Annotated in this window: 23 protein-coding genes; 15 read left to right on the forward strand and 8 right to left on the reverse strand. The window is 53.7% G+C overall.

The genetic code is table 11. The features are described 5' to 3' along the window. The first annotated feature begins 12 nt into the window (after positions 1-12). From F3J38_RS01125 to F3J38_RS01155, 7 genes are all read left to right on the forward strand, one after another. The gene (locus F3J38_RS01125) at positions 13-861 is read left to right on the forward strand and encodes a transporter substrate-binding domain-containing protein (protein ID WP_205298082.1); all 849 of its coding nucleotides are present in this window, start codon (positions 13-15) and stop codon (positions 859-861) included. 12 nt (positions 862-873) lie between these two features. Continuing rightward, positions 874-1,593, forward strand: coding sequence for an ABC transporter permease (locus F3J38_RS01130; protein ID WP_084933965.1), 720 nt, complete (start codon positions 874-876; stop codon positions 1,591-1,593). Between the two features lie 9 nt (positions 1,594-1,602). Beyond that, positions 1,603-2,289: an ABC transporter permease gene (locus F3J38_RS01135; protein WP_167134330.1), complete on the forward strand. Its 687-nt coding sequence runs from the start codon at positions 1,603-1,605 to the stop codon at positions 2,287-2,289. Then, the gene (locus F3J38_RS01140; protein WP_167134331.1) at positions 2,286-3,062 is read left to right on the forward strand and encodes an ABC transporter ATP-binding protein; all 777 of its coding nucleotides are present in this window, start codon (positions 2,286-2,288) and stop codon (positions 3,060-3,062) included. Before F3J38_RS01135 ends, F3J38_RS01140 begins: the two co-directional genes overlap by 4 nt. A 243-nt stretch (positions 3,063-3,305) precedes the next feature. Continuing rightward, positions 3,306-4,637: a sensor histidine kinase gene (locus F3J38_RS01145; protein WP_167134333.1), complete on the forward strand. Its 1,332-nt coding sequence runs from the start codon at positions 3,306-3,308 to the stop codon at positions 4,635-4,637. 4 nt (positions 4,638-4,641) lie between these two features. Further along, complete coding sequence (locus tag F3J38_RS01150; protein WP_167134335.1) at positions 4,642-5,253, forward strand: response regulator transcription factor; 612 nt, start codon at positions 4,642-4,644, stop codon at positions 5,251-5,253. 86 nt (positions 5,254-5,339) lie between these two features. After that, a complete protein-coding gene (locus tag F3J38_RS01155; protein WP_167134337.1) occupies positions 5,340-5,813 on the forward strand; it encodes a GlcG/HbpS family heme-binding protein in 474 nt (157 codons plus the stop codon). A 72-nt stretch (positions 5,814-5,885) separates the two neighbouring features. Here the strand turns inward: F3J38_RS01155 and F3J38_RS01160 are convergent, their stop codons facing one another. The 3 genes from F3J38_RS01160 to F3J38_RS01170 form a co-directional block, all read right to left on the reverse strand. Further along, positions 5,886-6,665: a molybdate ABC transporter permease subunit gene (locus F3J38_RS01160; protein WP_167134339.1), complete on the reverse strand. Its 780-nt coding sequence runs from the start codon at positions 6,663-6,665 to the stop codon at positions 5,886-5,888. Beyond that, on the reverse strand, positions 6,665-7,588 hold the full coding sequence (locus tag F3J38_RS01165) for an extracellular solute-binding protein (RefSeq protein ID WP_167134341.1): 924 nt from the start codon (positions 7,586-7,588) through the stop codon (positions 6,665-6,667). The genes F3J38_RS01160 and F3J38_RS01165 overlap by 1 nt, the downstream gene beginning before the upstream one ends. Before the next feature lie 113 nt (positions 7,589-7,701). Continuing rightward, positions 7,702-8,262, reverse strand: coding sequence for a thioredoxin (locus F3J38_RS01170; protein ID WP_167134342.1), 561 nt, complete (start codon positions 8,260-8,262; stop codon positions 7,702-7,704). Positions 8,263-8,550: 288 nt separating this feature from the next. Between F3J38_RS01170 and F3J38_RS01175 the strand changes: the two genes are divergently transcribed. The 3 genes from F3J38_RS01175 (at position 8,551) to ahr (F3J38_RS01185) (ending at position 11,195) form a co-directional block, all read left to right on the forward strand. Continuing rightward, a complete protein-coding gene (locus F3J38_RS01175) occupies positions 8,551-8,820 on the forward strand; it encodes a hypothetical protein (RefSeq protein WP_167134344.1) in 270 nt (89 codons plus the stop codon). Between the two features lie 121 nt (positions 8,821-8,941). After that, a complete protein-coding gene (ahr, locus tag F3J38_RS01180) occupies positions 8,942-9,958 on the forward strand; it encodes an NADPH-dependent aldehyde reductase Ahr (protein ID WP_167134346.1) in 1,017 nt (338 codons plus the stop codon). Between the two features lie 220 nt (positions 9,959-10,178). Next, positions 10,179-11,195, forward strand: a complete 1,017-nt coding sequence (gene ahr / locus F3J38_RS01185; protein WP_167134348.1) for an NADPH-dependent aldehyde reductase Ahr — start codon at positions 10,179-10,181, stop codon at positions 11,193-11,195. Positions 11,196-11,241: 46 nt separating this feature from the next. Here the strand turns inward: ahr (F3J38_RS01185) and F3J38_RS01190 are convergent, their stop codons facing one another. Both F3J38_RS01190 and F3J38_RS01195 read right to left on the reverse strand, forming a co-directional pair. Continuing rightward, positions 11,242-13,005, reverse strand: a complete 1,764-nt coding sequence (locus F3J38_RS01190) for a DUF2534 family protein (RefSeq protein ID WP_167134350.1) — start codon at positions 13,003-13,005, stop codon at positions 11,242-11,244. Between the two features lie 66 nt (positions 13,006-13,071). Then, positions 13,072-13,488 carry a DUF2946 domain-containing protein gene (locus F3J38_RS01195; protein ID WP_167134352.1) on the reverse strand — a complete coding sequence of 139 codons (417 nt, stop codon included), beginning with the start codon at positions 13,486-13,488 and terminating at the stop codon, positions 13,072-13,074. A 186-nt stretch (positions 13,489-13,674) separates the two neighbouring features. Between F3J38_RS01195 and F3J38_RS01200 the strand changes: the two genes are divergently transcribed. After that, positions 13,675-14,616: a D-2-hydroxyacid dehydrogenase gene (locus tag F3J38_RS01200; RefSeq protein WP_167134354.1), complete on the forward strand. Its 942-nt coding sequence runs from the start codon at positions 13,675-13,677 to the stop codon at positions 14,614-14,616. A 3-nt stretch (positions 14,617-14,619) separates the two neighbouring features. Here F3J38_RS01200 and glsB read toward each other — a convergent pair whose 3' ends face one another. Beyond that, a complete protein-coding gene (glsB, locus tag F3J38_RS01205; RefSeq protein WP_167135535.1) occupies positions 14,620-15,546 on the reverse strand; it encodes a glutaminase B in 927 nt (308 codons plus the stop codon). 264 nt (positions 15,547-15,810) lie between these two features. Here glsB and F3J38_RS01210 point away from each other — a divergent pair, with 264 nt between their 5' ends. Next, a complete protein-coding gene (locus tag F3J38_RS01210; RefSeq protein WP_167134356.1) occupies positions 15,811-16,158 on the forward strand; it encodes a cupin domain-containing protein in 348 nt (115 codons plus the stop codon). A 100-nt stretch (positions 16,159-16,258) separates the two neighbouring features. Further along, complete coding sequence (gene clcA / locus F3J38_RS01215; protein ID WP_167134357.1) at positions 16,259-17,662, forward strand: H(+)/Cl(-) exchange transporter ClcA; 1,404 nt, start codon at positions 16,259-16,261, stop codon at positions 17,660-17,662. Here clcA and F3J38_RS01220 read toward each other — a convergent pair. Continuing rightward, positions 17,659-18,855 (reverse strand): L-talarate/galactarate dehydratase, encoded by a 1,197-nt coding sequence (locus F3J38_RS01220; RefSeq protein ID WP_167135537.1) that lies wholly within the window; start codon positions 18,853-18,855, stop codon positions 17,659-17,661. The two genes, clcA and F3J38_RS01220, sit on opposite strands and share 4 nt — an antisense overlap. Positions 18,856-19,055: 200 nt before the next feature. Here F3J38_RS01220 and F3J38_RS01225 point away from each other — a divergent pair, with 200 nt between their 5' ends. Then, a complete protein-coding gene (locus tag F3J38_RS01225; protein WP_167134359.1) occupies positions 19,056-20,069 on the forward strand; it encodes a LacI family DNA-binding transcriptional regulator in 1,014 nt (337 codons plus the stop codon). A gap of 95 nt (positions 20,070-20,164) precedes the next feature. Continuing rightward, positions 20,165-20,629, forward strand: coding sequence for a heme-degrading domain-containing protein (locus tag F3J38_RS01230; RefSeq protein ID WP_167134361.1), 465 nt, complete (start codon positions 20,165-20,167; stop codon positions 20,627-20,629). A gap of 49 nt (positions 20,630-20,678) precedes the next feature. Here F3J38_RS01230 and F3J38_RS01235 read toward each other — a convergent pair whose 3' ends face one another. After that, positions 20,679-21,992, reverse strand: coding sequence for a cytochrome c (locus tag F3J38_RS01235; protein WP_167134363.1), 1,314 nt, complete (start codon positions 21,990-21,992; stop codon positions 20,679-20,681). Between the last annotated feature and the right edge of the window lie 2 nt (positions 21,993-21,994).

Genomic DNA, 21,994 nt, shown 5'->3' on the forward strand with positions numbered 1-21,994 from the left:
TTCTGAGGTTTCATGATGATGCGTAAAGGGCTTTTTACTGCTTCGGCTGGGATGTTGCTGCTGGCTGCTTCTACACTGGTTCAGGCAAAAGATTTTGGCACCCTGAAGTTTGCGACGGAGGCAGCCTATCCTCCGTTTAACCAATCTACGCCAAGCGGCAAAATTGTCGGTTATGAGCCGGACATGGTGGCAGAGTTGGCGAAACGTGCAGGTTTCAAATATGAAATCGTGGCGCAAAAATGGTCCGGCATGATCCCGGGTTTGGTTGACGGTAAATATGATGCGGTGATTGATGCCGTCACCGTGACGCCGAAGCGTGAAGAAGTGGTGGATTTCACCCATCAATACACGGTGAGCGTTTCCGGCTTTGTCACGCTGAAGGGAAGTGCGGTTGACACCCTGCCGGGCAACGGCGAAGTGGTACAAGCGGGTGATGATGCGGGCATGACGAAAGCTATCGACGCGCTGAAAGCCAAGTTCAAAGGTAAAACGATCGCCGTCCAGGTCGCCACCATTCAGGCTGATTTCCTGAATAAATATCTGGCCGATGTTGCCACCATTCGCACTTATCAGGCGGGACCTGAAACCTTCGCCGATTTGTTGAATGGCCGCGTGGATGCGGTGATGGCATCACGCACTAACCTGAATGCCTATGTGAAAAAACACGCCGACACAGTCAACAGCACAGGTTACGGCTTCTCGGGTGGTGTGTTAGGGCAGGGTTCTGCTATTGCCATTCAGAAGAATAATCCAGAGCTGAAAGCTGCGCTGGATACCGCATTAGTATCGATGATCAAAGATGGCACTCTGAAGCAGCTGTCAGAAAAATGGTTCGGCGAGAACGTCGCGCCTGCGGAATAATGCTAAGCGCTTATGACTATTGATTGGCAACTGTTAGGTTTTGGTGACGAAGGCTGGGGCGGCGTTTTACTTAACGCCGCCACGGTGACCGTCACCGTTTCATTATGTGCATGGCTGCTGGGCGCGATGCTTGGCAGCATTCTCTGTTGGATGCAGATTGGTGGCGCTCGCTGGCAGCAGCGCCTCGCCAATGGCTATATCACACTGTTCCGTGGCGTCCCTGAACTGCTGGTGATCTACCTGTTCTATTTCGGTGGCCGTCAGGTGGTTTCCTTCATCGGTGAAGGGTTGGGGATGCAGGGGCCATTCGATGTGAATGGCTTTGTCGCGGGGGCTATCGCCATCGGTTTGATCTCCGGCGCCTATCAAAGCGGCGTGTTCCGTGGTGCGTTCTACGCTATCCCGAAAGGCACGCTGGAAGCCGCTACGGTGACCGGCATGGGAAGGCTAATGCTGTTCCGTCGCATGATTGTGCCGCAAGCGTTGCGCACCGCCTTGCCGGGAATGGGCAATCAGTGGCAATCGGTGATCAAGGAGTCGGCGTTGGTTTCGGTGACCGGCTTAGTGGAAACCATGAACCAGATTTCCACCGCATCCAACTCCACACAAATGCCGTTCTTCTTCTACAGCGTCGGTGCGGTGATCTACCTGATCATCACCACCTGTTCCGATTTTGTTTTCCGCTATGTGGAAAAAGTGGCCATGCGCGGGCAACAACGCGCGCGGTTGTAAGGAGCCACGATGGATTTCACGTTTTTACAGCATACCCTCAGCGCTTTGCTGCGCGGTCTGCCGCTGACGCTTAACCTGGCCGTGTTATCGCTGCTGGGCGGCGGTGTGTTGGCTTTATTACTCAATCTGTTACGCCAAAATCGTTTTGGCAGCGTTTTTGCGCGTTTCTATGTTTGGCTGTTTCGCGGCACGCCGCTGCTGATCCAGATCTTCATGATTTATTACGGATTGGGCAGTTTGCCCGCGGTGCGCGAAAGTCTATTTTGGCCACTGCTGCGCGACCCTTACTGGTGCGGCTTGATTGCACTGGTGCTCAATGATGCGGCTTACACCTCGGAGATATTGCGCGGTGGGCTTAATGCCGTCAGCGTTCAGTCACTTGAAGCTGCCAAGGTCTGTGGTATGTCGCGCTTCACCACACTGCGCCGCATTACGTTGCCACTCGCGGTGCGCCAGGCGCTGCCTGCTTACAGCAACGAAATTATCTCGATGATCAAGTCAACATCGCTGGTCAGTACCATCAGCCTGATGGAAATGACCGGTATCGCTGATTCTATCGTCTCGGAAACCTTCCGTGCGCTAGAGGTGTTTATCAGCGCGGCCATTATTTACCTGCTGCTGACCGTATTGGTGAGTAAAGCAGTGGCGCTGCTGGAGCGCCGTTTGTCCCCTTATCATGTTGGAGCACGTCAATGAGTAAACCCACTATCGCCCTGAGCCATCTCAGAAAAAGTTATAGCGGGCATGAGGTGCTGCACGATATCAGCCTGACGGCGCAAGATGGCGATGTGATTTCGCTGATCGGCGCTAGTGGTTCGGGGAAAAGTACCTTACTGCGCTGTATCCCGTTTCTTGAGGTGCCGCAGGGTGGCGAAATTGCGGTAGGGGAGGAGGTGGTGACCATCGACAACCCGGATGAGAAACTCAGCCGTGAACAGCAGCGCCGAATTAAATTAATGCGCATGCAACTTGGGTTTGTGTTCCAGAGTTTCAATCTATGGCCGCATAAAACCGTGTTGCAGAACATCATAGAAGCGCCGGTGCACGTACAGAAGCGGAGCAACAAGGAGGCGATTGAAGAAGCCGAGGCGTTGCTACACAAAGTTGGACTGTATGAAAAACGCAATGCCTGGCCCTCGCAACTTTCAGGTGGGCAACAGCAGCGCGTGGCCATCGCACGTGCACTGGCGCAACAACCCAAAGCGATTTTGTTTGATGAGCCGACATCGGCGCTTGATCCCGAACTGGTAGGCGAAGTGCTGCGGGTCATTCGTAGCCTGGCTGAAGAGGGGCGTACGATGATTATCGTGACCCACGAGATGGGCTTTGCGCGCGATGTTTCAAATAAAGCCGTGTTTCTGCATCAAGGGAAGATTGAAGAGTCTGGCACACCTCAGCAGGTGTTCACTGACCCGATCTCTGACCGCTGTAGAGCCTTCGTCAGTAGCCATTTACAGCGCAACAGCTAATCCTTTCAAACCCGCTCAGGCGGGTTTTTTATCACCCGTTCAACAGTAGCACTCGTACCCGCCGACAGCGCAAAAGCCAATCTAAATCAAAGCCGTATCAGGAAGACTTCTGAAATCAGCGCTAAGCTAGCAAAACAGATTGAATACGATGAGTGAGCAGGTTAAAACGTTGCAAAACCATGACTGGACGCATGTGCGTTATCGACACCCCACCTGAATTTACTGCCTGATTAACGGAAAACTATGCCCCAAACTCACCGCCCATGGTTTAAAAGGTATTGGCTAATCTGGTTTCTTCTCACGATGGTGACCTTGGGTGGGGTGTTTACCCACCAAATTTTACAACAGCAGCGTGAACGCGAAACGCAGTTCCATCAACAGTTTAATCGTATTGCGGCCTATCTAACGCAGAACGAAACGCTGTTGCCCTTGTTGACCGGTGACGAAAATCTTGTCGAGTTACGCAAGAAATTTCCCCAAATCGTGCAGCTTGAACATACGCAAAATCGTTCACTGACGGGGCCACGATTTGAAGAGAGTGATCAGGGGCGTTACTGGTTATATAACCCCTATCGCCAATTCCGCATGCTGGTGGATCTTCATTTTGCGGTTAAACCATCTGAGGTTGCGTTAGCCTTGTCCTTTCATCTTCAGGCCCAACCTGCGATTTTGACCCCAACCTACTCCGAAAAGGCGCGCTGGTTGTGGCAGCGTCCATTTATCAACCTTTATCAGCCGTTTTTAATTAAAGGCAGTGCCAACCCAGATTGGCGCGCGCTACATGCAGCGCCGTTCCTGCTGGCTTTCCTGTTATGGCTGGTTATCGGTTTGCTCGGCTGGGGATTCGTGCGGCACTGGCAGCAAAACCGTGAGATGCGTTTACGTGCTGACTATTTTCAGCGCACGCGGCGCGAGGCCTTAGGTGAGTTCACGGCGGGAATCATCCATGAGATTAATCAGCCGCTGACGGCGATTAACACCTGGCTTCACAGTAGCCAACTGCTGATCAGCCAAGGTAAACACCAGAATTTGCCACAGGCACTCAACGCCATCAGCCTGCAAACCGAAAGACTGGCCGGTTTACTGCAGCGTTTTCGCGACATTGTCAGCGAACGTCCGGTGGCATTGACTGCGGTGAGCCCTGAAGCCGTCTGGCGCAGGGTCACTGTCTTGTTGCAACAAGAACTGGATACCGGTGACGTGCAGGTGCGGCAGCAATTTAGGCACGAACATGCACGCGTGATCGGTGATGAACAGTGGCTTGAGCAGGTGTTTCACAATCTGCTGCAAAACGCGATTCACATGCAGCAGGGGCAATCAGACGCATGGGTCAACGTGACCTCTGAGCTGTTTGCACACGAAATCAAAATCATCATCAGTGATAACGGCCCCGGCTTTTCTGCCGAAGGATTAGCGCAGGCCTGCATGCCGTTTTACAGCTCACGACCCGAAAGCATGGGGCTGGGCATGACGCTGGTAGAGAGCTTGATGCTTCGCATGAATGGTCAGCTGCGGCTGGCTAACCGCGCCGAGGGTGGCGCGGAAATTACCCTTATATTGCCCTTGGCGGAGTAACGGAATGAGCGCAAAAGTTTGGTTAGTGGATGATGATTTATCGGTGCGTGAATCACTGGGCTTTCTCTTGAAAACGCTGGAGTATGACGTCGCAGACTTTGCCGATTTGGCGTCGTTTGCAGCGGCAACGCAAGCGGAGGAACCGCTACAGGGTTGCCTGTTACTGGATGTTCGCATGCCGGGTATTAGTGGCCTGAGTTGGTTGGTAGAGCAGGGGGGGCTGCATCCCCTGCTGCCTGTCATTATCATGACCGGGCACGGCACCATTGAAGCTTGCCGCCGCGCGTTCCGTCAGGGAGCGTTTGAGTTCTATACCAAACCGCTGGAGATTGAACCGCTACTCGAAACCGTGCATCAGGCAATGCAAGAGAGCGAGCAGCGGGCACTTCGCTGGCAGTCGCAACAGGCTCTGCAAACGCGTTTCGCGTTGTTATCGGCGCGCGAGAGCGAAGTGATGCAACTGATGATTGCGGGGCAGACCAGTAAAGAGATCGCCCGTGACTTATCATTATCGCCACGAACGGTAGAGGCTCATCGCGCTGCTGTGCTGGCTAAACTGGAAATGGACAACTTGGCACAATTGATTCACGCATGGCAGCAGCTCAACCAGGTATAACTACCTGGTAATACGCGTAATCGTGCGAATGTTTTTCAATCTGATGGCACCGTAAAGTGTTACCCAACATAACTCAGGAGTGACACATGAATATTCGCCTTTCTTTACTCGCTACTGCGGTGGCATGGGTTTCTTTTGGCAGCCAAGCCGCGGTGACCGAATCCAACTTGTCACTGGCTGAGGCACAAAAGCTGGCCAGCGCCGCGATTCAGTCCTGTGCAGCGAAAAACTACAATGTCACGGTCACCGTGGTAGATCGCGCGGGCTTAGTGACCGCAGTGCAGCGTATGGACAATGCGGGTCCACATACCGTTGAAGCGAGTCGTATGAAAGCTTACACCGCACTCAGTACCAAAAATCTGAGCGGTAAAGTGATGGAAACGGCGCAGAACAATACTGGCGCTCAGAACATGCGTGACGTCCCAGGTTTTCTGCTGTTAGCCGGTGGAGTCCCGGTTAAGCGTGGCAATCAGGTGATCGGTGCGATTGGAGTGGGTGGTGCACCTGGCGGTAATCTTGATGAGGCTTGCGCACTGGATGCTTTGAAAGCGATTCAGTAAGTCGTCATTGCGCAATAAATGGCGCCGCCACAGCGTGATGTCTTCACCTGTCGCGGCGCGATATTGGCGCAATCACTCGATTGACGTATTGCCCGAATGTACGCGTCTGGATGCCACAAAACATAACAGCGGCACGGGCAACGTAAAGAGTAGCAACAGCCATAACAGCACGTACACGGCATCCACGCCGTCATTCTGTAGATTGTTATACAGCTGAACCGGCATGCCTTGAGGGAAATAGGCAAATATCATCACAATGCCGAATTCGCCCATCGCACGTACCCACGCCAACGCAGTAGCAGAGGCTAAACCCGGTGCCGCCAGCGGAACAGACAGACGCCAGAATCCTTGCCATGACGATGCACCCAGCGTGCGGCCCGCATCCAAAATATCCTGCGGCACACCGGCAAAGGCTGATCGTGCGGTAGTGATGAAATAGGGCAGGGCGCCGTACCATTGCGCGAGGATGAAAGCAGCAGGGTTATTGACCAGCGTCCAGCCAAATTTTCCTAACAACTCGCCCGGCACACTGTAGGGACCATAAGCACTCACCAGCAATATACCCATCGCCAGTGGGGGGGTAAGGAGCGGAATCATCACCAGCAGCTCAACGATGGCGCGCGCACGACCTTGCGCCTGAGAGAGCCACCACGCAACCGGCAATCCGCTAATAAAAATTAACAGCAGCGCAATCGCGCCGAGACCCAATGAGGTGGCGATGGCATTGCCATCACCCCAGGCCAGATGCATATGCTGCCACTGCGTGATGCCGATCAGAGTGACGAAAGGCACTGCCAGCAACAGAAGTGCTGGCAGTGATAACCACAGCGCTGTGGCGTGACCGGTTTTCATTACTGGTAAACGGCACCGCCTTTCGGCGCAGCATAACCATTCTGTTTAAACAGGGCCTGGCCTGGCTGGCTCAGCATGAAGTCCACAAATGCTTTGCCTGCTGCGGTACCATGAGGCGCATTCTTCAGCACGGCAGCGTAGTACACCAGCGGCTGGGTGTGCAGCTCTTTATCTTTACCAGTACTGTCTTTCACACTGAAGCTCACGGTGTCATACCACTGTTTAGCCATATCTGGGTTGCTCAGGTTGATCTCATCCGGCAGGGACATATAAGGCAGATGTGCGGAGATGACTTCACTTTCGTAACCTGCAGCGGCATCAACCTGACCACTCTCCAGACGTGCCAGCAGGCCACCTTCCAGATGCGTTTGCGCAGGGTTCTGATAACCACCCAGAATTTTGTCGGCGATTCCCGGCTCCTTGTAGTACTTCTCAGCCAGCAGCAGGGTAAAGATAATGTTCTGACCTTTCGGATCGTTGATCGGATCGGTGCGACCAAATTTAATGCCCGGTGTTGCCAGCACTTTCAGCCAGCTGGCATCAGTGCCTTTGGCTTGTGCGAATTGCTGGGCAAATTTCCCTTTTGGACTGTAAGCCACCACCATGCTAGTGCTGGCGACAGGCACTGCATCATCAATCAATCCCGCATCTTTCAGGATTTGCATTGGGCCTGGCGTGATGGAAACGAACACGTCAGCCGTGATTTTTTTGCTGGCGAGCAGACGCGCCATACCGTATGCGCCCTGGCCTTGGCCTTCATACTTGCCGTCATTCTGTTTAGCAAAGGCCGGACCTAATGATTGGTCCATGACTTTGCCCATTGAACCCGCGTAAGTGACGCGAATATCGGTATTGGCTTGCGCCTGAAGGCTGAGGCCTGCAGCGGCAGTTAACAGCAGTGCTGTGAGGTACTTAATTTGCATTCCCTTTCTCGCTATATAATTAGGTAGATAACGATTATCAGAAATTTTGCAATCAGTGCAAGTCGAAATCTATTGCGAAATATAGGGATAGCCCGCCGCAGCGGGCGGAGTCCTTAAGCGAGAATGCGTTGCGCCCAGGATTCAATATCATCCCCGCTGCCGATATCTAACTGCACCAGTCCATTGGTGATAAAGGTGGGTGAGACATGGATACCGTTCTGGCGTGAATACTTACAATGCCATTTAATCTCGTTCTGCAGCTCTGCACGCAGGAAGGGGGCCTGCGCGTCAACGCCACTATAGCGCTGTAAACGCTCAAGGATCTGCTGAGGAGTGGCGTCCATATTTGGCCCATGGCTGTGATCGGTAAACTCAAACTCTTCCCGGTGATCGGCAACAGCCTGCAGTACCTTTTTGGCTGCTGCTTTACCTTCTGGCAGGGTTGAAGCCGCGAGAATGTAGCGCACGATCAGCCCAGAATACATATGCCACGGTTGTGATTGCAGTCGAATCTTCAGCGTCATTTTTTCTTCGCCTACCAATGCCAGCAGCGCATCCAGTTTGTTAAATGCACGCACCGAGAATGGACAGGTGGGTTCCAAAAACACTTCGAAAACCTTAGGGCCGTGTCCCCAAACCAGCGGGTCGGCATGTAAAGCAGTGGATTGACTCATTTTCATTCCCTGTTTTGCGGATAAAGGTGGCTTTAATTTGGCAAAACAGAACAGCAACAGCCAGCACCGACTTATGCTTTTTTGTTACAAGGGCATTCCTGTTGCAAATTTGCCTGAAAGAAAAAATCATTTTATAGATCCGCTAGCTACAAGAAAGTCAGGCCTTGTGCCGCCTGGACAGAAAATAAGCGGCTATAGTTATGCCAGTTCGAATTTTCTTTTTGTGCTGTTTACGCCGCACTTTTTATTCATTTGCCTGGAGCCAATAACATAGCAACGAGGTTGAATGTGTTTGCCGATATTCCCTGGAAAAGCATCCATCAGGTTATCAATCAAACCATTGCGGAGATGGTGGATGAGCAGCAAACATTGGATGTGTTAACCCTACGTAAACGCTTGCAAGAGATGGCAGAAAGCGAAACAGATGAATTGATGGTGTTGTGCTACTGGCAGGCAAGTAAAGTGCTGACGCGATTGCCCCCTACCGTGACAGCGAACCAGTTGATTGAAGCTGCACGGCATGCATTTCGTACGCCACTCAATCACGATCCGCTTTAACGCTTAATGCTTTTCGCCAACAAATAGGCCGCTTGTAGTCTAATTGACTGATTAATCGTCATAACCCTGAATTACGCTCTGCTAAACTGCTTGGTCGAAACCGCTGAAACAGAGGACAGTAATGAAAATCAAAAGTTATGCCGCGATGAACGCTGGCGAAGCGCTGGTGCCTTTTGAATACGAGGCCGGTCCGCTGGCAGCTGAAGAGGTACAGGTTGAAGTCGATTATTGCGGCGTGTGCCATTCTGACCTGTCGATGATCGATAACGAATGGGGAATCTCCTCGTTCCCCGTCATTGCCGGTCACGAAGTCATTGGTCGCATCAGTGCAATGGGCGACGCTGCGCAGAATAAAGGACTGAAAGTTGGCCAGCGTGTGGGTATCGGCTGGACGGCGAAAAGCTGCCAGCACTGCAACGCTTGCATCAACGGTGAGCAAGTCAACTGTGAAAATGGTTCAGTGCCTACCATCATGAACAAAGGCGGATTCGCCAGCCATCTGCGTGCGGACTGGCAGTGGGTGATTCCATTACCCGAATCCATGGATATCACCACCGCCGGTCCATTATTGTGTGGCGGTATCACGGTATTTAAGCCGTTGCTGATGCACAACATCAACGCGACCAGCCGTGTCGGGGTGATCGGTATTGGTGGTCTGGGACATATGGCGATCAAACTGCTGCGTGCTATGGGAGCGGAAGTCACTGCCTTCAGTTCCAACGCCAGCAAAACCGAGTCTATCCTGGCGATGGGTGCGGATCGCGTGGTGAACAGTCGCGATCCGCAGGCGCTGAATGCACTGGCGGGTCAGTTTGATCTGATCATCAGCACCGTTGCGGTGGACCTTGACTGGCAACCCTATTTCCAGGCACTGGCCCCGCACGGTAAGTTCCACACCGTGGGTGCAGTGATGAAGCCGTTTGAGGTCCCGGCGTTTAGCCTGATCATGGGCGACCGTGCGGTAACCGGTTCATCAACCGGTTCGCCAGGCCAGTTGCGCTCGTTGATGAAGTTGGCTTCGCGCGCTGACGTTGCACCGACGGTCGAAGCTTTCCCGATGTCGAAAATCAATGATGCACTGGACCATGTTCGCGCGGGTAAAGCCAATTACCGCGTTGTACTGAAAGCAGATTTCTAAAGCGACCAAGGCATCAGTTGCAGAGGCGCGATTCATCGCGCCTCTATTTAGCCTCCGTGTCGCCGACCGACGCGCGATGAATGACACCCTGACAACACACCCTTTTGTTATTCTCCCTTCTTAACAGCATCTGCCTATCTAATAACCTGATTATTCAGCATTATATTGCCCTTCATTTTGCTAAGCTGTTGTCATCTCGTGCAAAACTCTGAGGACAGCGATGAAGATTTCCAGCTATGCCGCTCTACAAGCGGGTGAGGCCTTGGTGCCTTATGAATATGATGCCGGTCCATTGGCAGCGGAAGATGTGCAGGTTGCAGTTGATTACTGCGGCGTATGCCATTCCGATCTCTCGATGATTGATAACGAATGGGGCGGTTCACGCTATCCGCTGATTGCGGGACATGAAGTGATTGGCCGGGTGGTGGCACTGGGTGATGCAGCACAAAACAAAGGGCTCAGTATCGGGCAACGGGTTGGCATCGGTTGGACGGCGAAGAGTTGCCAGCATTGTGATGCCTGTATCGCAGGTGACCAGGTTAATTGCCAAACCGGCAAAGTCTCGACGATTAACAATCATGGCGGTTTCGCCAGCCATTTACGTGCTAACTGGCAATGGGTGATACCGCTTCCGGAAGCGCTGGATATCGTTTCAGCAGGGCCTTTGCTGTGTGGTGGCATCACCGTGTTTAAGCCACTTTTGATGCATAACATCAATGCCACCAGCCGTGTGGGCGTGATTGGCATCGGTGGATTAGGCCACATGGCTATCAAGTTACTGCGCGCAATGGGCGCAGAGGTCACGGCGTTCAGTTCTAACGCCAGCAAAACCGACTCAATTCTGGCGATGGGTGCGAATCGGGTGGTCAATAGCCGCGATGCGCAGGCATTGGGTGAGCTAACGGGCCAGTTTGATTTGATCATTAGCACCGTGGCAGTGGACCTTGACTGGAAGCCCTACTATCAGGCGCTTGCACGTCAGGGTAAGTTCCACACCGTAGGGGCAGTAATGAAACCCTTTGAAGTTCCGGCGTTCAGTTTGATTGTAGGTGACCGCGCATTGACCGGCTCGTCTACGGGTTCTCCAGCGCAATTGCGTGCGTTATTGAAGCTGGCAGCGCGGGTGGATATCGCCCCGCAGATAGAAGAGTTTCCAATGTCGCAGGTGAATGCCGCGTTAGAACACGTGAGAGCGGGAAAAGCCCATTATCGCGTGGTGCTCAAAGCGGACTTTTAAGTCATGCAGAAGAGATTCGGTGCGCATCCCTGCGCACCAGCTCTATTTATTTACCTTGCGGGTCACTTTCGCCCAGGAAGAAATACCATAACGGAATCGACATCAGTGCGGTAAACACTGAGCTGTACAAAGCAATCATCAGCCCTTGCGTGATGTACATGGTGAGTGACCAGTGGCTGAACGGAATGCCGTATTGATCGATCACACCGCCAATGATGGCGTTACTCATCACGGTGCCAACAATCAGCGCCAAAATGCATACTCCACGCAGGAAGTAGCGCATCTCTTTACGTTTGACCGTAAAACGTGCGCGAATAATACCGAGCGGAGATTGCTGCGATGCCAGAATTTCCGCTTCCGTCATCGGAACACGCTGCTGTTTACGCCAGCGCAGAATGTCCACCAACACAAAGGCCAGTAAACTTACGCCCATCACCGGCAATGCATAGCCGAGCGCCAGTGCGAGAATCAAGCATGTTCCTTTACTGTAATGCGGTATGGCCAGCCAGGCTTCAGTCAAGGTCTGCGCAGGGCTTGCTTCAATTTGTTTGGGACGGCGGCTCCACCACATGCGATAACCCAGCACGATCATACTGCATAGCCCCAACCCAAAGAATGCCAGCAGCAGCTGATTAGGCAGACCAAAGAGTACGCCCATGTGTGCATCTACGCCCCAGCGCGTCAGTTTTGCCACCAGTGGGAACTTGGCGAAATAGACATGATCGACAATCGTGAAGTCTGACGGATTGACTGAGACCGCATCGACGCGGGTCGGCCAGCTGCGATCGATTTCTGTCACGGCCCACGCTTTATCAGCGCTCTTCGGCTGACGCAGTTCCAGCTTGCTGGCACTGAGTCCATCCTGACGGGCGGCGTTGAGAACACGATCCCAATCGCCATCCGGCTGATTGTTGGGCATCGGTTTCACGGGTTGCGCAACCGGTTTTGCCATCGATGACATCGACATTTTGGACATGTCCATATCCGACATTTCCATATCTGGCATACCCGGCATGCTGTGATGATCAGCATGAGGATCGGTAGGTGTGGCCGCAGCATCGCCACTCAGTGAGGTGTTGACCTGCGGTGTCAGCCAGTTCAATTCCGTGCGCCAGCGGTCAATGTTATTACCTGCCCACTGTGACCAGGTTAAACCCGTGACCGAGAAGAACACCAATCCCAACACCAGCGTCAGACCCAGCGTGATATGCCAATGGCGACTGAAAGCCAATCCAGAACGGGCGCGTTTCAGCTTACGCTTAGGACGTGTGCCTAACCAAAGCACCACGCCACCGAGCGCAGCCACCCACAACCAGGATGCTGCCAGCTCGCTGTAGTTGCGGCCAAAATCACCTAACAACAAACTACTGTGCAACAAATCGAGCGTGGTACGCAGCGGCAGCACACCACTGGTGCCGTACACCGTCATATCACCGGTGACTTTCAGGCTATAGGGATCGATAAACACCGCGCGGGATTGCGAAGCACCGAGTGAGACATCACTAAATTGCACGCGAGTGGTATCCGTGGGGCCCGGTGCTGGTCTGACAGCATAAATGTGCTGTTTTTCACCAGCGTAAGCGCGTGCTGCACTGATCTGGGCGGAAAGCGGCTGAGCGTTGCCTTGGGGATGCACCGTTAACGCATCGGAATAAATCAGATTTTCCAGTTGAGGCGTCAGCACATAAAGTGTGCCGCTGAGTGCCGCGACAAAGATAAAAGGCGCAACAAACAGACCAATATAAAAATGTAAGCGACGAAGTAGATTAAGCACCGCACCGCGCGGTGCTGCAGAGTGAGCAGCAGACAAAGCCGTCTTCCTTCCGGTTAGAGAATGCCGTGGCGCAACCCAAGGTTGGGCCGTTTTAGGTTTTAATCAGCGGGGAAGAAAAGCCGGTGGCGCGCGCGGTTGATGAATCGTGCTGTAGCGGCGGAGCAGCGGTGCCACCCGACGCGGCAGCGGCGGGGCGCGTGATATCACCATCGTCAGCCAGAGAAGCGGGATAAACACCCACATCATCAGCGGTACGTGCACCAGCAGATCACAATAGCCGCAGGCGAATTCGCCGTCGTCCATCGAGTGATGGTCCATGCCTGGCATCGCCATATCCATCATCATTTCATGATGATGCATCGACATCCCAGACATCATGCCGTGTGACGGCATATTCATCATGCGGTTTTGCCGTTCCATCAACGTTTTCGACACTATCGGCGCGACAAACAGCAGCAGCACCGCCACAATGGCGACACAGGCAGTCAGGCGCTGACGAAGTTGATTTGAATACGTCATGGTTGGTACGAAATGATTCAGCAAAAGAGGCCGAAGTGTAACGCTATTGCCGCAGAAGGGTTAAAGAAACTCAGGTTAATAAGCAAAAAATTCGCACCTTTTGAAAAAAGTCACTGAATGCCCTGAGTTTGTTAACCTTAATGCAACCTGATAAGAACAAGACGGAAACAATAAAACGGAGACGCGATGAAAATAGTGATGCTGGATGGTGACACGTTGCCACAATCCCCTACACGTCCTGAATGGTGTACCGAATGGGACATTAGGGGATCCACCTCGCACAGTGAGATTGTCTCCGCCCTGCGCGGTGCGCATATTGCGATGACCAATAAAATCCCGCTGCGTGCGGAAACGCTACGCCAGCTGCCGGATCTACGTTACATCTGTGTGGCCGCCACAGGTTATGACTGTATCGATCTTGATGCCTGTCGTGAAAAGGGTATTGTGGTCAGCAATGTGCCGGGCTACTCCACGCGGAGTGTGGCTGAAAGTGTTATCGCCGCGCTGTTTGCATTACGCCGCCATCTGGTGGATTACGCCAACAGCACGTGCAGCGTCTGGCCGACATCATCGCACTTCTGCGTTCATCGCCAGCCCATTCAGGATATTTTCGGTGCCACTTTAGGCATTATTGGTCGGGGTGATATCGGCAGCGCGGTGGGGACAATGGCACAAGCGCTCGGCATGGCGGTGCTGTACGCCGACCGTAAAGGCAGTTCTCAGCCGCGCGCAGGTTATGTACCCTTTGACGAGGTGCTGGCGCGCAGTGATGTTTTAACGTTGCACTGTCCATTAACGCCGCAAACTCAGCAGTTGATCAACCTGCAAGCCTTGGCACAGATGAAGCCGTCAGCGTGGCTGATTAACACTGCACGTGGTGGGCTGATCAATGAAGTGGAATTGGCACAGGCGCTGAAACAGGGCGTTATTGCTGGGGCGGCACTGGATGTTTTAACCCATGAACCGCCTGCCGCAGACCATCCGTTGTTACAGTCTAATGTGCCCAATCTGCTACTGACCCCGCACATTGCCTGGGCAAGCCAGCAGGGCGTCACCAACTTACTCAAGGGCATCGAAGGCAATCTTGCCGCTTTTGCGGCAGGCAAAGCACAAAACGTGCTGAGTTAAAGGTTAAAAAATCGATCTTCCCAACCGCTCTGTGAGTTTTTCCAGCAGAGCGGTGCCTGCCAGTGAGTTACCCGAGTGGTCCAGCGCCGGTGACCACACCGCGATGCTCATTTCCCCAGGGATGACCGCGACAATGCCGCCGCCAACGCCCGATTTTGCCGGCATCCCCACGCGCCAGGCAAATTCTCCCGCGCCGTCATACATGCCACTGGTCATCATTAAGGCATTCACCTGACGCGACTGGCGAGGTGAGATCACCGCCCATTCGTTTTGCTGACCGCGCCCTTGATTAGCGAGATACAGGAAGGTTTGCGCCAGCTCTTCGCAACTCATCGACAGCGAGCAGTAGTGGAAATAGGTTTCCATCACCTTACTGACATCGTTATGAAAGTTGCCAAAAGATTTCATCAGCCAGGCGATCGCCGCGTTCCTTGCGGAATGCTCGTACTCAGAGCGGGCCACGACACGGTCGTAGTTGATGTCTTTTTGCTCAGCCAGACGGCGCACAATCTCCAGCATACGTTGGCGGGGGGCGGTCAAGCGGCTTTCCAGCAAATCACACATCACCAGCGCACCAGCGTTAATAAAGGGATTACGCGGTTTGCCTTGCTCCAGTTCTAACTGCACCAGCGAGTTAAAGGCTTGGCCAGACGGTTCTTTACCGACACGTTGCCAGATTTCGGCATCGTCATACAGCGTCAGCGCGACGGTTAGCGACAGCACTTTGGAGATGGACTGGATGGAAAAGCGGGTTGACGCATCGCCAGCCTGAAAGTGCTGCCCATCGGGCGTGACAATGGCGATGCCGAGCTGATCGGCGTCTACACCGGCCAGCGCGGGAATGTAGTCGGCCACCTTGCCCTGACGCGTTAACGGACGGACTTCAGCGACGATTTCTTCCAGCAATCCATTTGTGAGTTCTGACACCAGATGGCTCCAATTTTCTTGTTTTTCCGTTTCAAATACATTTGCGGCGTGATGCATTGTGCGTTTCTCAAGCCATGAAGCCGCTATCAGCTGCGCTATAAAGAGTATGGCAATCGAAGTGCGGTAGTTGAGACAGCATGATCTTTAAGGCCAGGATCATGGTGATTTGCCCTTAACTCGTCAACGGGCGACGTAAAATTCTGTGAGGCTTCCGGGTGAAGCCTGCGTTACAGTGCATAAATCCAGCAAAAACATCGGACTCATATCATGTTCACCAATCTGTTGCGTGATTTTCCGTCAGCGGCGCAAAGCGGCAGCGCTGAAACCTTCGAAGCACTGCTATCACAACCCAACGTACTGATTGAACGTATCGTTTCAACCGGACAGGCCAGTCCGCCGGATTTCTGGTACTGCCAAACGCAAGGTGAATGGGTGATGATTTTACAGGGTTCGGCTGGATTGCAGTTGGAAGGAGAAAGCGAAGAACGCACACTGTTACCTGGTGATTTTATCGATATTCCGGCGGGCTGCCACCATCGCGTTAACTGGACCGACAGCCAAGGCCCCACTGTGTGGCTGGCGGTGCATTACGGTGATCTGCCCAAGCAACCGTAAAATTCTGTTGCCAATGATTGCGTTACGCGATTGCCAGCTTTGGCTATGCTGACGGTTTTTCGTCGCTGGAAGTGCGGCGCTGATGTTATTGAGGATCTGCATGTCTGTTTCGCAAAGTACCACTCAGCCTGAGAACGCGATGCGCGCCGGGCGTTTTATGCTGCTGCAAAAGCTGTTGCGCCGCGATAAAACCCCCGTGGCGTTGTTGCTACTCGCCGCACTGGTCGGCGTGCTTACCGGTCTGGTCGGCGTTGCGTTTGACCGCGCGGTGAATTTCATCCTGCACTCACGTCTTGAGTGGCTGGAAAACGCCGTCACGCATCCGATTTTAAAAGTCCTGTGTGCTTTTCTGGTTGCTGCCATTCTCGGCGCTATTGGTTACTTTCTGGTGCGGCGATTCGCACCGGAAGCGGGCGGTTCAGGCATCCCTGAAATCGAAGGCGCGCTGGAAGAGCTACGTCCGGTGCGCTGGTGGCGCGTGCTGCCAGTGAAGTTTCTCGGCGGCATGGGGGCGCTGGGCTCAGGCATGGTGCTGGGGCGTGAAGGCCCAACCGTGCAGATCGGCGGCAATATTGGCGGCATGTGTCTGGATCTGTTCCGCGTTAAATCGTCGGAATCCCGTCATACGTTAATCGCTACCGGGGCAGCGGCGGGGTTGTCGGCGGCTTTTAACGCCCCGCTGGCAGGCATTCTGTTTATCATTGAGGAGATGCGTCCGCAGTTTCGCTACAGCCTGATTTCAATCAAAGCAGTGTTTGTCGGCGTGATTGTTTCCAGCATCGTATTTCGTTTATGCAACGGTAATGAAGCCATCATCAACATCGGTCAGTTGCGCGATGCGCCAACCAACACGCTTTGGTTGTATCTGTTGCTCGGTATCCTGTTTGGCGGCTGCGGCGTAGCGTTTAACCGCCTGATCTTCCTGGCGCAGGACCAATTTCAACGACTACATCAAGGCCGTATCGCGGCCTGGGTGATGTGGGGCAGCCTGCTGGCGGGATTGTGTGGTGTGCTTGGGCTGTTTCTGCCTGCTGCCGTGAGTGGAGGTATCACGCTAATCCCTGATTTCTCTGCGGGAAGTTACAGCGCATTGGCGTTATTCGGTCTGTTCGCTCTGCGGGCGTTGGTGACAATTTGCTGCTTCTCTTCAGGCGCGCCGGGCGGGATCTTTGCGCCGATGCTGACGTTGGGAACCTTGTTAGGCACCTGTTTTGGTCAGCTTTGTATTCACTGGTTCCCCGGTTATCAACTGGAGGCCGCGACTTTTGCCGTGGCGGGCATGGGCGCACTGTTTGCCGCTTCGGTGCGCGCGCCCTTAACCGGTATCGTACTGGTGCTGGAGATGACCAACAACTATCAGCTGATTTTGCCGATGATCATCACCTGCTTGGGTGCAACGCTTGCCGCGCAGTTCTTTGGCGGCAAGCCGCTGTACTCTTCGATTCTGGCGCGCACGCTGGCGAAGGCTCAGCTCAGCGGTCACGCCAGCGCAAAGACACACTAAGGGCGTTTACCCACGCTGTGTGTCAGCGTGGTCCAGCGGCGCGCCTGTTCGCTAAGACTGAAGCCGAGGCCGTGACGATCGGAGATCAACATGCGGCCGTCGCGCAGTTCTAACTGCTCATTGAACAATGGGTTGAGCCACTCAAAATGCTCCAGCCAGGGTTCAATGGGATAGGCGGCTGCGAGATGAATGTGAATCTCCATCGCGAAGTGTGGCGCCAGTTTGCGTCCGTGGCGCGCCGCCAAATCCATTATCTGCAGGAATGGCGTAATACCGCCCACGCGTGGCGCATCTGGCTGAACAAAGTCGCTGGCGTTGCCAAGAATAAGCTGCTCATGTTCACGGAAGCTGGTGAGCATCTCGCCCGTGGCAATGGGCGTATCCAGTGCGGCAGTCAGTGCGGCGTGACCCTCTACGTCGTAGGCATCCAGCGGTTCTTCAATCCACACCAGATTGAACTGCTCCATCTTGCGTCCCATGCGAATCGCCGTTTCGCGATCCCACTGCTGGTTGGCATCGACCATCAATGGGAAGTCATCGCCTAGCGTCTGGCGCACAGCGGTAAGACGACGCAGGTCTTCGGCAGTGTTTGGCTGACCGACTTTGAGTTTGATACCGCCAATGCCGTTTTCACGTGAGATAGCCACGTTCTTGATTACCTGATCAAGCGGTGTATGCAGGAATCCGCCCGATGTGTTGTAGCACTGCACAGAATCACGATGCGCGCCTAGCAATTTCGCTAAGGGTAATTTGGCGCGACGCGCTTTCATATCCCACAGCGCAATATCAAAAGGCGAGATGGCCTGCACCGCCATACCGCTGCGGCCTACTGATGCGCCCGCCCACAGCAGTTTGGTGTAAATCTTGTCGATGTCGTTAGGATCTTCGCCGATTAGGGCATCCGCAATTTCACAGGCATGGGCGTAAATGCCCTGGCCGCCAGCGCGTTTTGAGTAGCTGAAACCGATGCCCTGAAAGCCGTCACGCGTTTCGATCTCCGCCACGATAATCGCCACTTCGGTTAAGGGTTTCTGTCGTCCGGTCAGCACCTTGGCATCACTGACCGGCGTGGCCAGCGGCAAGAATGCCAGCGACAAATTCACCCAAACGATGCGGTCACCGCTCTCGGTGGCGTTACCCACTCCCTGTGTTTTGGCATAGCTTACGGCACTGGAATTCACACTCGACATGATGTTCTCCTGTAAATGATTGCGCTAACATTTTTGTTTCGAAGCAGACTATGCGCCATAATTTGCAATCATTAATGCATCGTCGATCACAAAACCGGCAATGTAAAAATTAAAATGATAGCCCTAACATTAATAATGATACGCGCTGAATTTGCCGTCCTGGCCTGATATGCTATCGCTACCTGTGTGTACGCCGAGCTGCTATGAAACAACGCAATCCTGAACGTAAAGCCGCGCCAACGCTGGAAGATGTCGCTCGCGTGGCGGGTATTTCACCGATGACGGTAAGCCGCGCCCTCAATTCACCGCAGCAGGTCCGTCCAGCGACGGTGGCCAAAGTGAAAGCGGCGATCAGCGCAACGGGCTACATTCCCAACGCGCAAGCGGGTAGTCTGGCGAGCAATCGCAGCCGGTTGATCGCCGTAGTTGTGCCGCAAATCAACAACAACATGTTCGTTGATACCATTCAGAGTCTGAATGACAGTCTGAGTGCGCAGGGTTATCACATGTTGCTGTGTGTCACCGGCTATGACGCAGAAACCGAAGCTGAAACGGTGGCCACACTGTTATCCCGGCGTCCTGACGGCATTGTTCTGACCGGTATTCATCACAGCGCACAGCTGAAAAAAGTCTTGTTGCAAGCCAACGTGCCGGTGGTGGAAATCTGGGATATGACCCCCACGCCGATCGACATGCTGGTGGGTTTTTCCCATGAGAAGATTGGTGAACGCGTGGCAGCCTATCTGGCTGAGCGAGGTTATCAAAAACCGGGCTTAATCTGGACAGATGACCGCCGCGCAATTCAGCGCAAGCAGGGCTTAGTGGATGCGTTGGCCGCACAAGGCATCATTCCACGGGCGGATGCGCCCGTGCAGTTGCCAGCATTGATGGCTCGGGGTCGAGAGGCGAGTGTGCGACTTCTGGATCAGCATCCAGAAATTGATGTGTTGGTGTGCAGTTCCGACACCTTGGCGCAAGGCGCATTAATGGCGGCTCAGGCACGCGGTATGAAAATTCCACAAGAGCTTGCGGTGATTGGTTTCGGCGATCTCGATTTCGCCGCGGCAAATTTTCCTGCCATCTCAACCGTGCGCATCGATCGACATCGCATGGGCGAGCTTGCCGCTGAGCAATTACTGAAGCGGTTGAAAAATCTACGCATAGAGAATCCGATCATCGACATGGGTTTTACGATGGTGCCTCGGGATTCAGGCTAAACCCTCCTCTGAACTGCGATCCTCATCACGTGCGAAAAATATCTTCCATGTTATAAAAAGTGGAAAATAAATTTCATTTTGAGAGGATTCTATCAATGTCAGCACTGCCTTCTCTAGAAACCTTGCTGCAGCAAGAAGCAGAGCACCGTTTACCGCAATTTGATTTCGAATTGGCGTGGCAAATCGGCCAGAGTATCCGTGAGCGTGGTCGTGAAATGAATGCACCCATTGCCATCGAAGTCTATGCCTTTGGACAGGTGCTGTTTATGGCGGCATTGCCCGGCTCTGCCCCCGAAAATCTGGAGTGGATGCGTCGCAAACGCAATACCGTGCTGCTGACGGGCCATTCTTCCATGTATGTGGGGTTTTTTAATGAACATAAGGGTGAACGTATGGCACAGCAGCGCAATATTCGTCAGGAGGATTACACCGATCACGGTGGTTCCTTCCCGCTGCTCAGTCCTCAGGGCGCAATCATAGGTGCAGTCAGCATTAGCGGTTTGCCATCCGAAGATGATCATGCGTTAGCGCTGTGGGGGATTAACCAACTACTGCGCTGATTCTTGACGAGTCTGTAGGGGCGACCCATGGGCCGCCCGTTAACAGAGCTTACTTCACCGCAGGAACTTTGATTTTGTCACCCGCATCCGTGGCTTTGCGCAGCGTGGCAACATCGCTGGCTTTCACCTCGGCAGCCTCGTTGCCCCAAGAATTGCGCACGTAGTTGAGCACATCTGCCATCTCTTGATCGTTCAACTTCCATGAGAAGGCAGGCATACCGGCAGACGTTGGGCGTCCTTCGGTGTGTGGCGCTCGCGCCCCATCCAACAGCGCATGGATCATGTTGGTAGGATCATTCTGCATCGCGGTGTTACCAGCAAAAGCCGGCACCATACCCGTGATACCTTCGCCCGACAAGCCATGGCATGCTGAGCAGTCCACCTCATAGCGCAGTGCCGCCTGATCGTGTTTCGCCTTATCCATCACAAATGCAGTTGGCTTAGCCGTTGCAGAAGCTGGCAGGCTGCGCAAATAGGTGGCAATGGCTTTCAGGTCCTGATCATTGAAATATTGTGTTGAGTGCTCAACCGCTTCTGCCATCGGACCGGCCGCAACGCTTTCCCCGTTGGAGCCGGTTTTCAGGTAATCCGCGATCTGCTCATCGCTCCATTTTCCGATGCCAGCATGAGGATTCGGCGAGATATCAGGTGCATACCAAGTCCCTAAGTTGCCGCCTTGCAGATACTGGCTGCTGATCTCTCCCCCTAACGCATTACGTGCGGTGTGGCACACGCTACAGTGCGCGGGGCCGTCAACGATGTACTTACCGCGGTTCCAATCATCATTCTGCGCACTCTGGGGCTTGAACGCTTTGTTATCAAAGAACAACAGGTTCCAACCTGCCATCGCGAGACGAATGTTATACGGGAAGTTCATGCCAGCGTTTTCATCGATGGCATTTTTCACCGGCTTCTGCGCGGAGAAATAGGCCCAGAGATCGTGCATGTCGGCATCGCTCATCTGCGTATAGGCAGTGTAAGGCATCGCAGGATAAAGGAAGCCGTGTTCTCCGCGTCCCTGACGGACCGCATTAAAGAAATCGTGCTCCGTCATGTTGCCGATGCCGGTTTCACGATCGGGTGAAATGTTGGAAGTTTGCAGTGCACCAAAGGGGGTGTCGATCTTGTAGCCGCCTGAGAAATCCGCGTTGTGGCACGCCGCGCAGTCCGCCAGGCGCATCACATATTCGCCACGTTTAATGGCATCCGCATCACTGCTGTGGAAATCGGCTAATTTGACCTTATCATCTGCCACATTTGAACGTGAGCTGTCCATCACCACCCACATTCTGCCGGTCACGCCAATGGCGGCGACCACGGCTAACGCGGCGAGGGTATAGGTAATTTTCTTTGCCTTCGCCATGC

It is taken from the genome of Candidatus Pantoea formicae (assembly GCF_011752625.1).
GTDB classification, from domain to species: domain Bacteria; phylum Pseudomonadota; class Gammaproteobacteria; order Enterobacterales; family Enterobacteriaceae; genus Pantoea; species Pantoea formicae.

Excerpts from the sequence above, each read along its gene's own strand:
- F3J38_RS01160 (WP_167134339.1), bottom strand. The coding sequence starts at position 6,665 with ATGAAAACCGGTCACGCCACAGCGCTGTGGTTATCACTGCCAGCACTT.
- F3J38_RS01230 (WP_167134361.1), top strand. The coding sequence starts at position 20,165 with ATGTCAGCACTGCCTTCTCTAGAAACCTTGCTGCAGCAAGAAGCAGAG.
- ahr (WP_167134346.1), top strand. The coding sequence starts at position 8,942 with ATGAAAATCAAAAGTTATGCCGCGATGAACGCTGGCGAAGCGCTGGTG.
- F3J38_RS01200 (WP_167134354.1), top strand. The coding sequence starts at position 13,675 with ATGAAAATAGTGATGCTGGATGGTGACACGTTGCCACAATCCCCTACA.
- F3J38_RS01135 (WP_167134330.1), top strand. The coding sequence starts at position 1,603 with ATGGATTTCACGTTTTTACAGCATACCCTCAGCGCTTTGCTGCGCGGT.
- F3J38_RS01195 (WP_167134352.1), bottom strand. The coding sequence starts at position 13,488 with ATGACGTATTCAAATCAACTTCGTCAGCGCCTGACTGCCTGTGTCGCC.
- F3J38_RS01170 (WP_167134342.1), bottom strand. The coding sequence starts at position 8,262 with ATGAGTCAATCCACTGCTTTACATGCCGACCCGCTGGTTTGGGGACAC.
- F3J38_RS01235 (WP_167134363.1), bottom strand. The coding sequence starts at position 21,992 with ATGGCGAAGGCAAAGAAAATTACCTATACCCTCGCCGCGTTAGCCGTG.
- F3J38_RS01155 (WP_167134337.1), top strand. The coding sequence starts at position 5,340 with ATGAATATTCGCCTTTCTTTACTCGCTACTGCGGTGGCATGGGTTTCT.
- clcA (WP_167134357.1), top strand. The coding sequence starts at position 16,259 with ATGTCTGTTTCGCAAAGTACCACTCAGCCTGAGAACGCGATGCGCGCC.
- F3J38_RS01140 (WP_167134331.1), top strand. The coding sequence starts at position 2,286 with ATGAGTAAACCCACTATCGCCCTGAGCCATCTCAGAAAAAGTTATAGC.
- F3J38_RS01125 (WP_205298082.1), top strand. The coding sequence starts at position 13 with ATGATGATGCGTAAAGGGCTTTTTACTGCTTCGGCTGGGATGTTGCTG.
- F3J38_RS01150 (WP_167134335.1), top strand. The coding sequence starts at position 4,642 with ATGAGCGCAAAAGTTTGGTTAGTGGATGATGATTTATCGGTGCGTGAA.
- F3J38_RS01225 (WP_167134359.1), top strand. The coding sequence starts at position 19,056 with ATGAAACAACGCAATCCTGAACGTAAAGCCGCGCCAACGCTGGAAGAT.
- ahr (WP_167134348.1), top strand. The coding sequence starts at position 10,179 with ATGAAGATTTCCAGCTATGCCGCTCTACAAGCGGGTGAGGCCTTGGTG.
- F3J38_RS01165 (WP_167134341.1), bottom strand. The coding sequence starts at position 7,588 with ATGCAAATTAAGTACCTCACAGCACTGCTGTTAACTGCCGCTGCAGGC.
- F3J38_RS01210 (WP_167134356.1), top strand. The coding sequence starts at position 15,811 with ATGTTCACCAATCTGTTGCGTGATTTTCCGTCAGCGGCGCAAAGCGGC.
- F3J38_RS01145 (WP_167134333.1), top strand. The coding sequence starts at position 3,306 with ATGCCCCAAACTCACCGCCCATGGTTTAAAAGGTATTGGCTAATCTGG.
- F3J38_RS01130 (WP_084933965.1), top strand. The coding sequence starts at position 874 with ATGACTATTGATTGGCAACTGTTAGGTTTTGGTGACGAAGGCTGGGGC.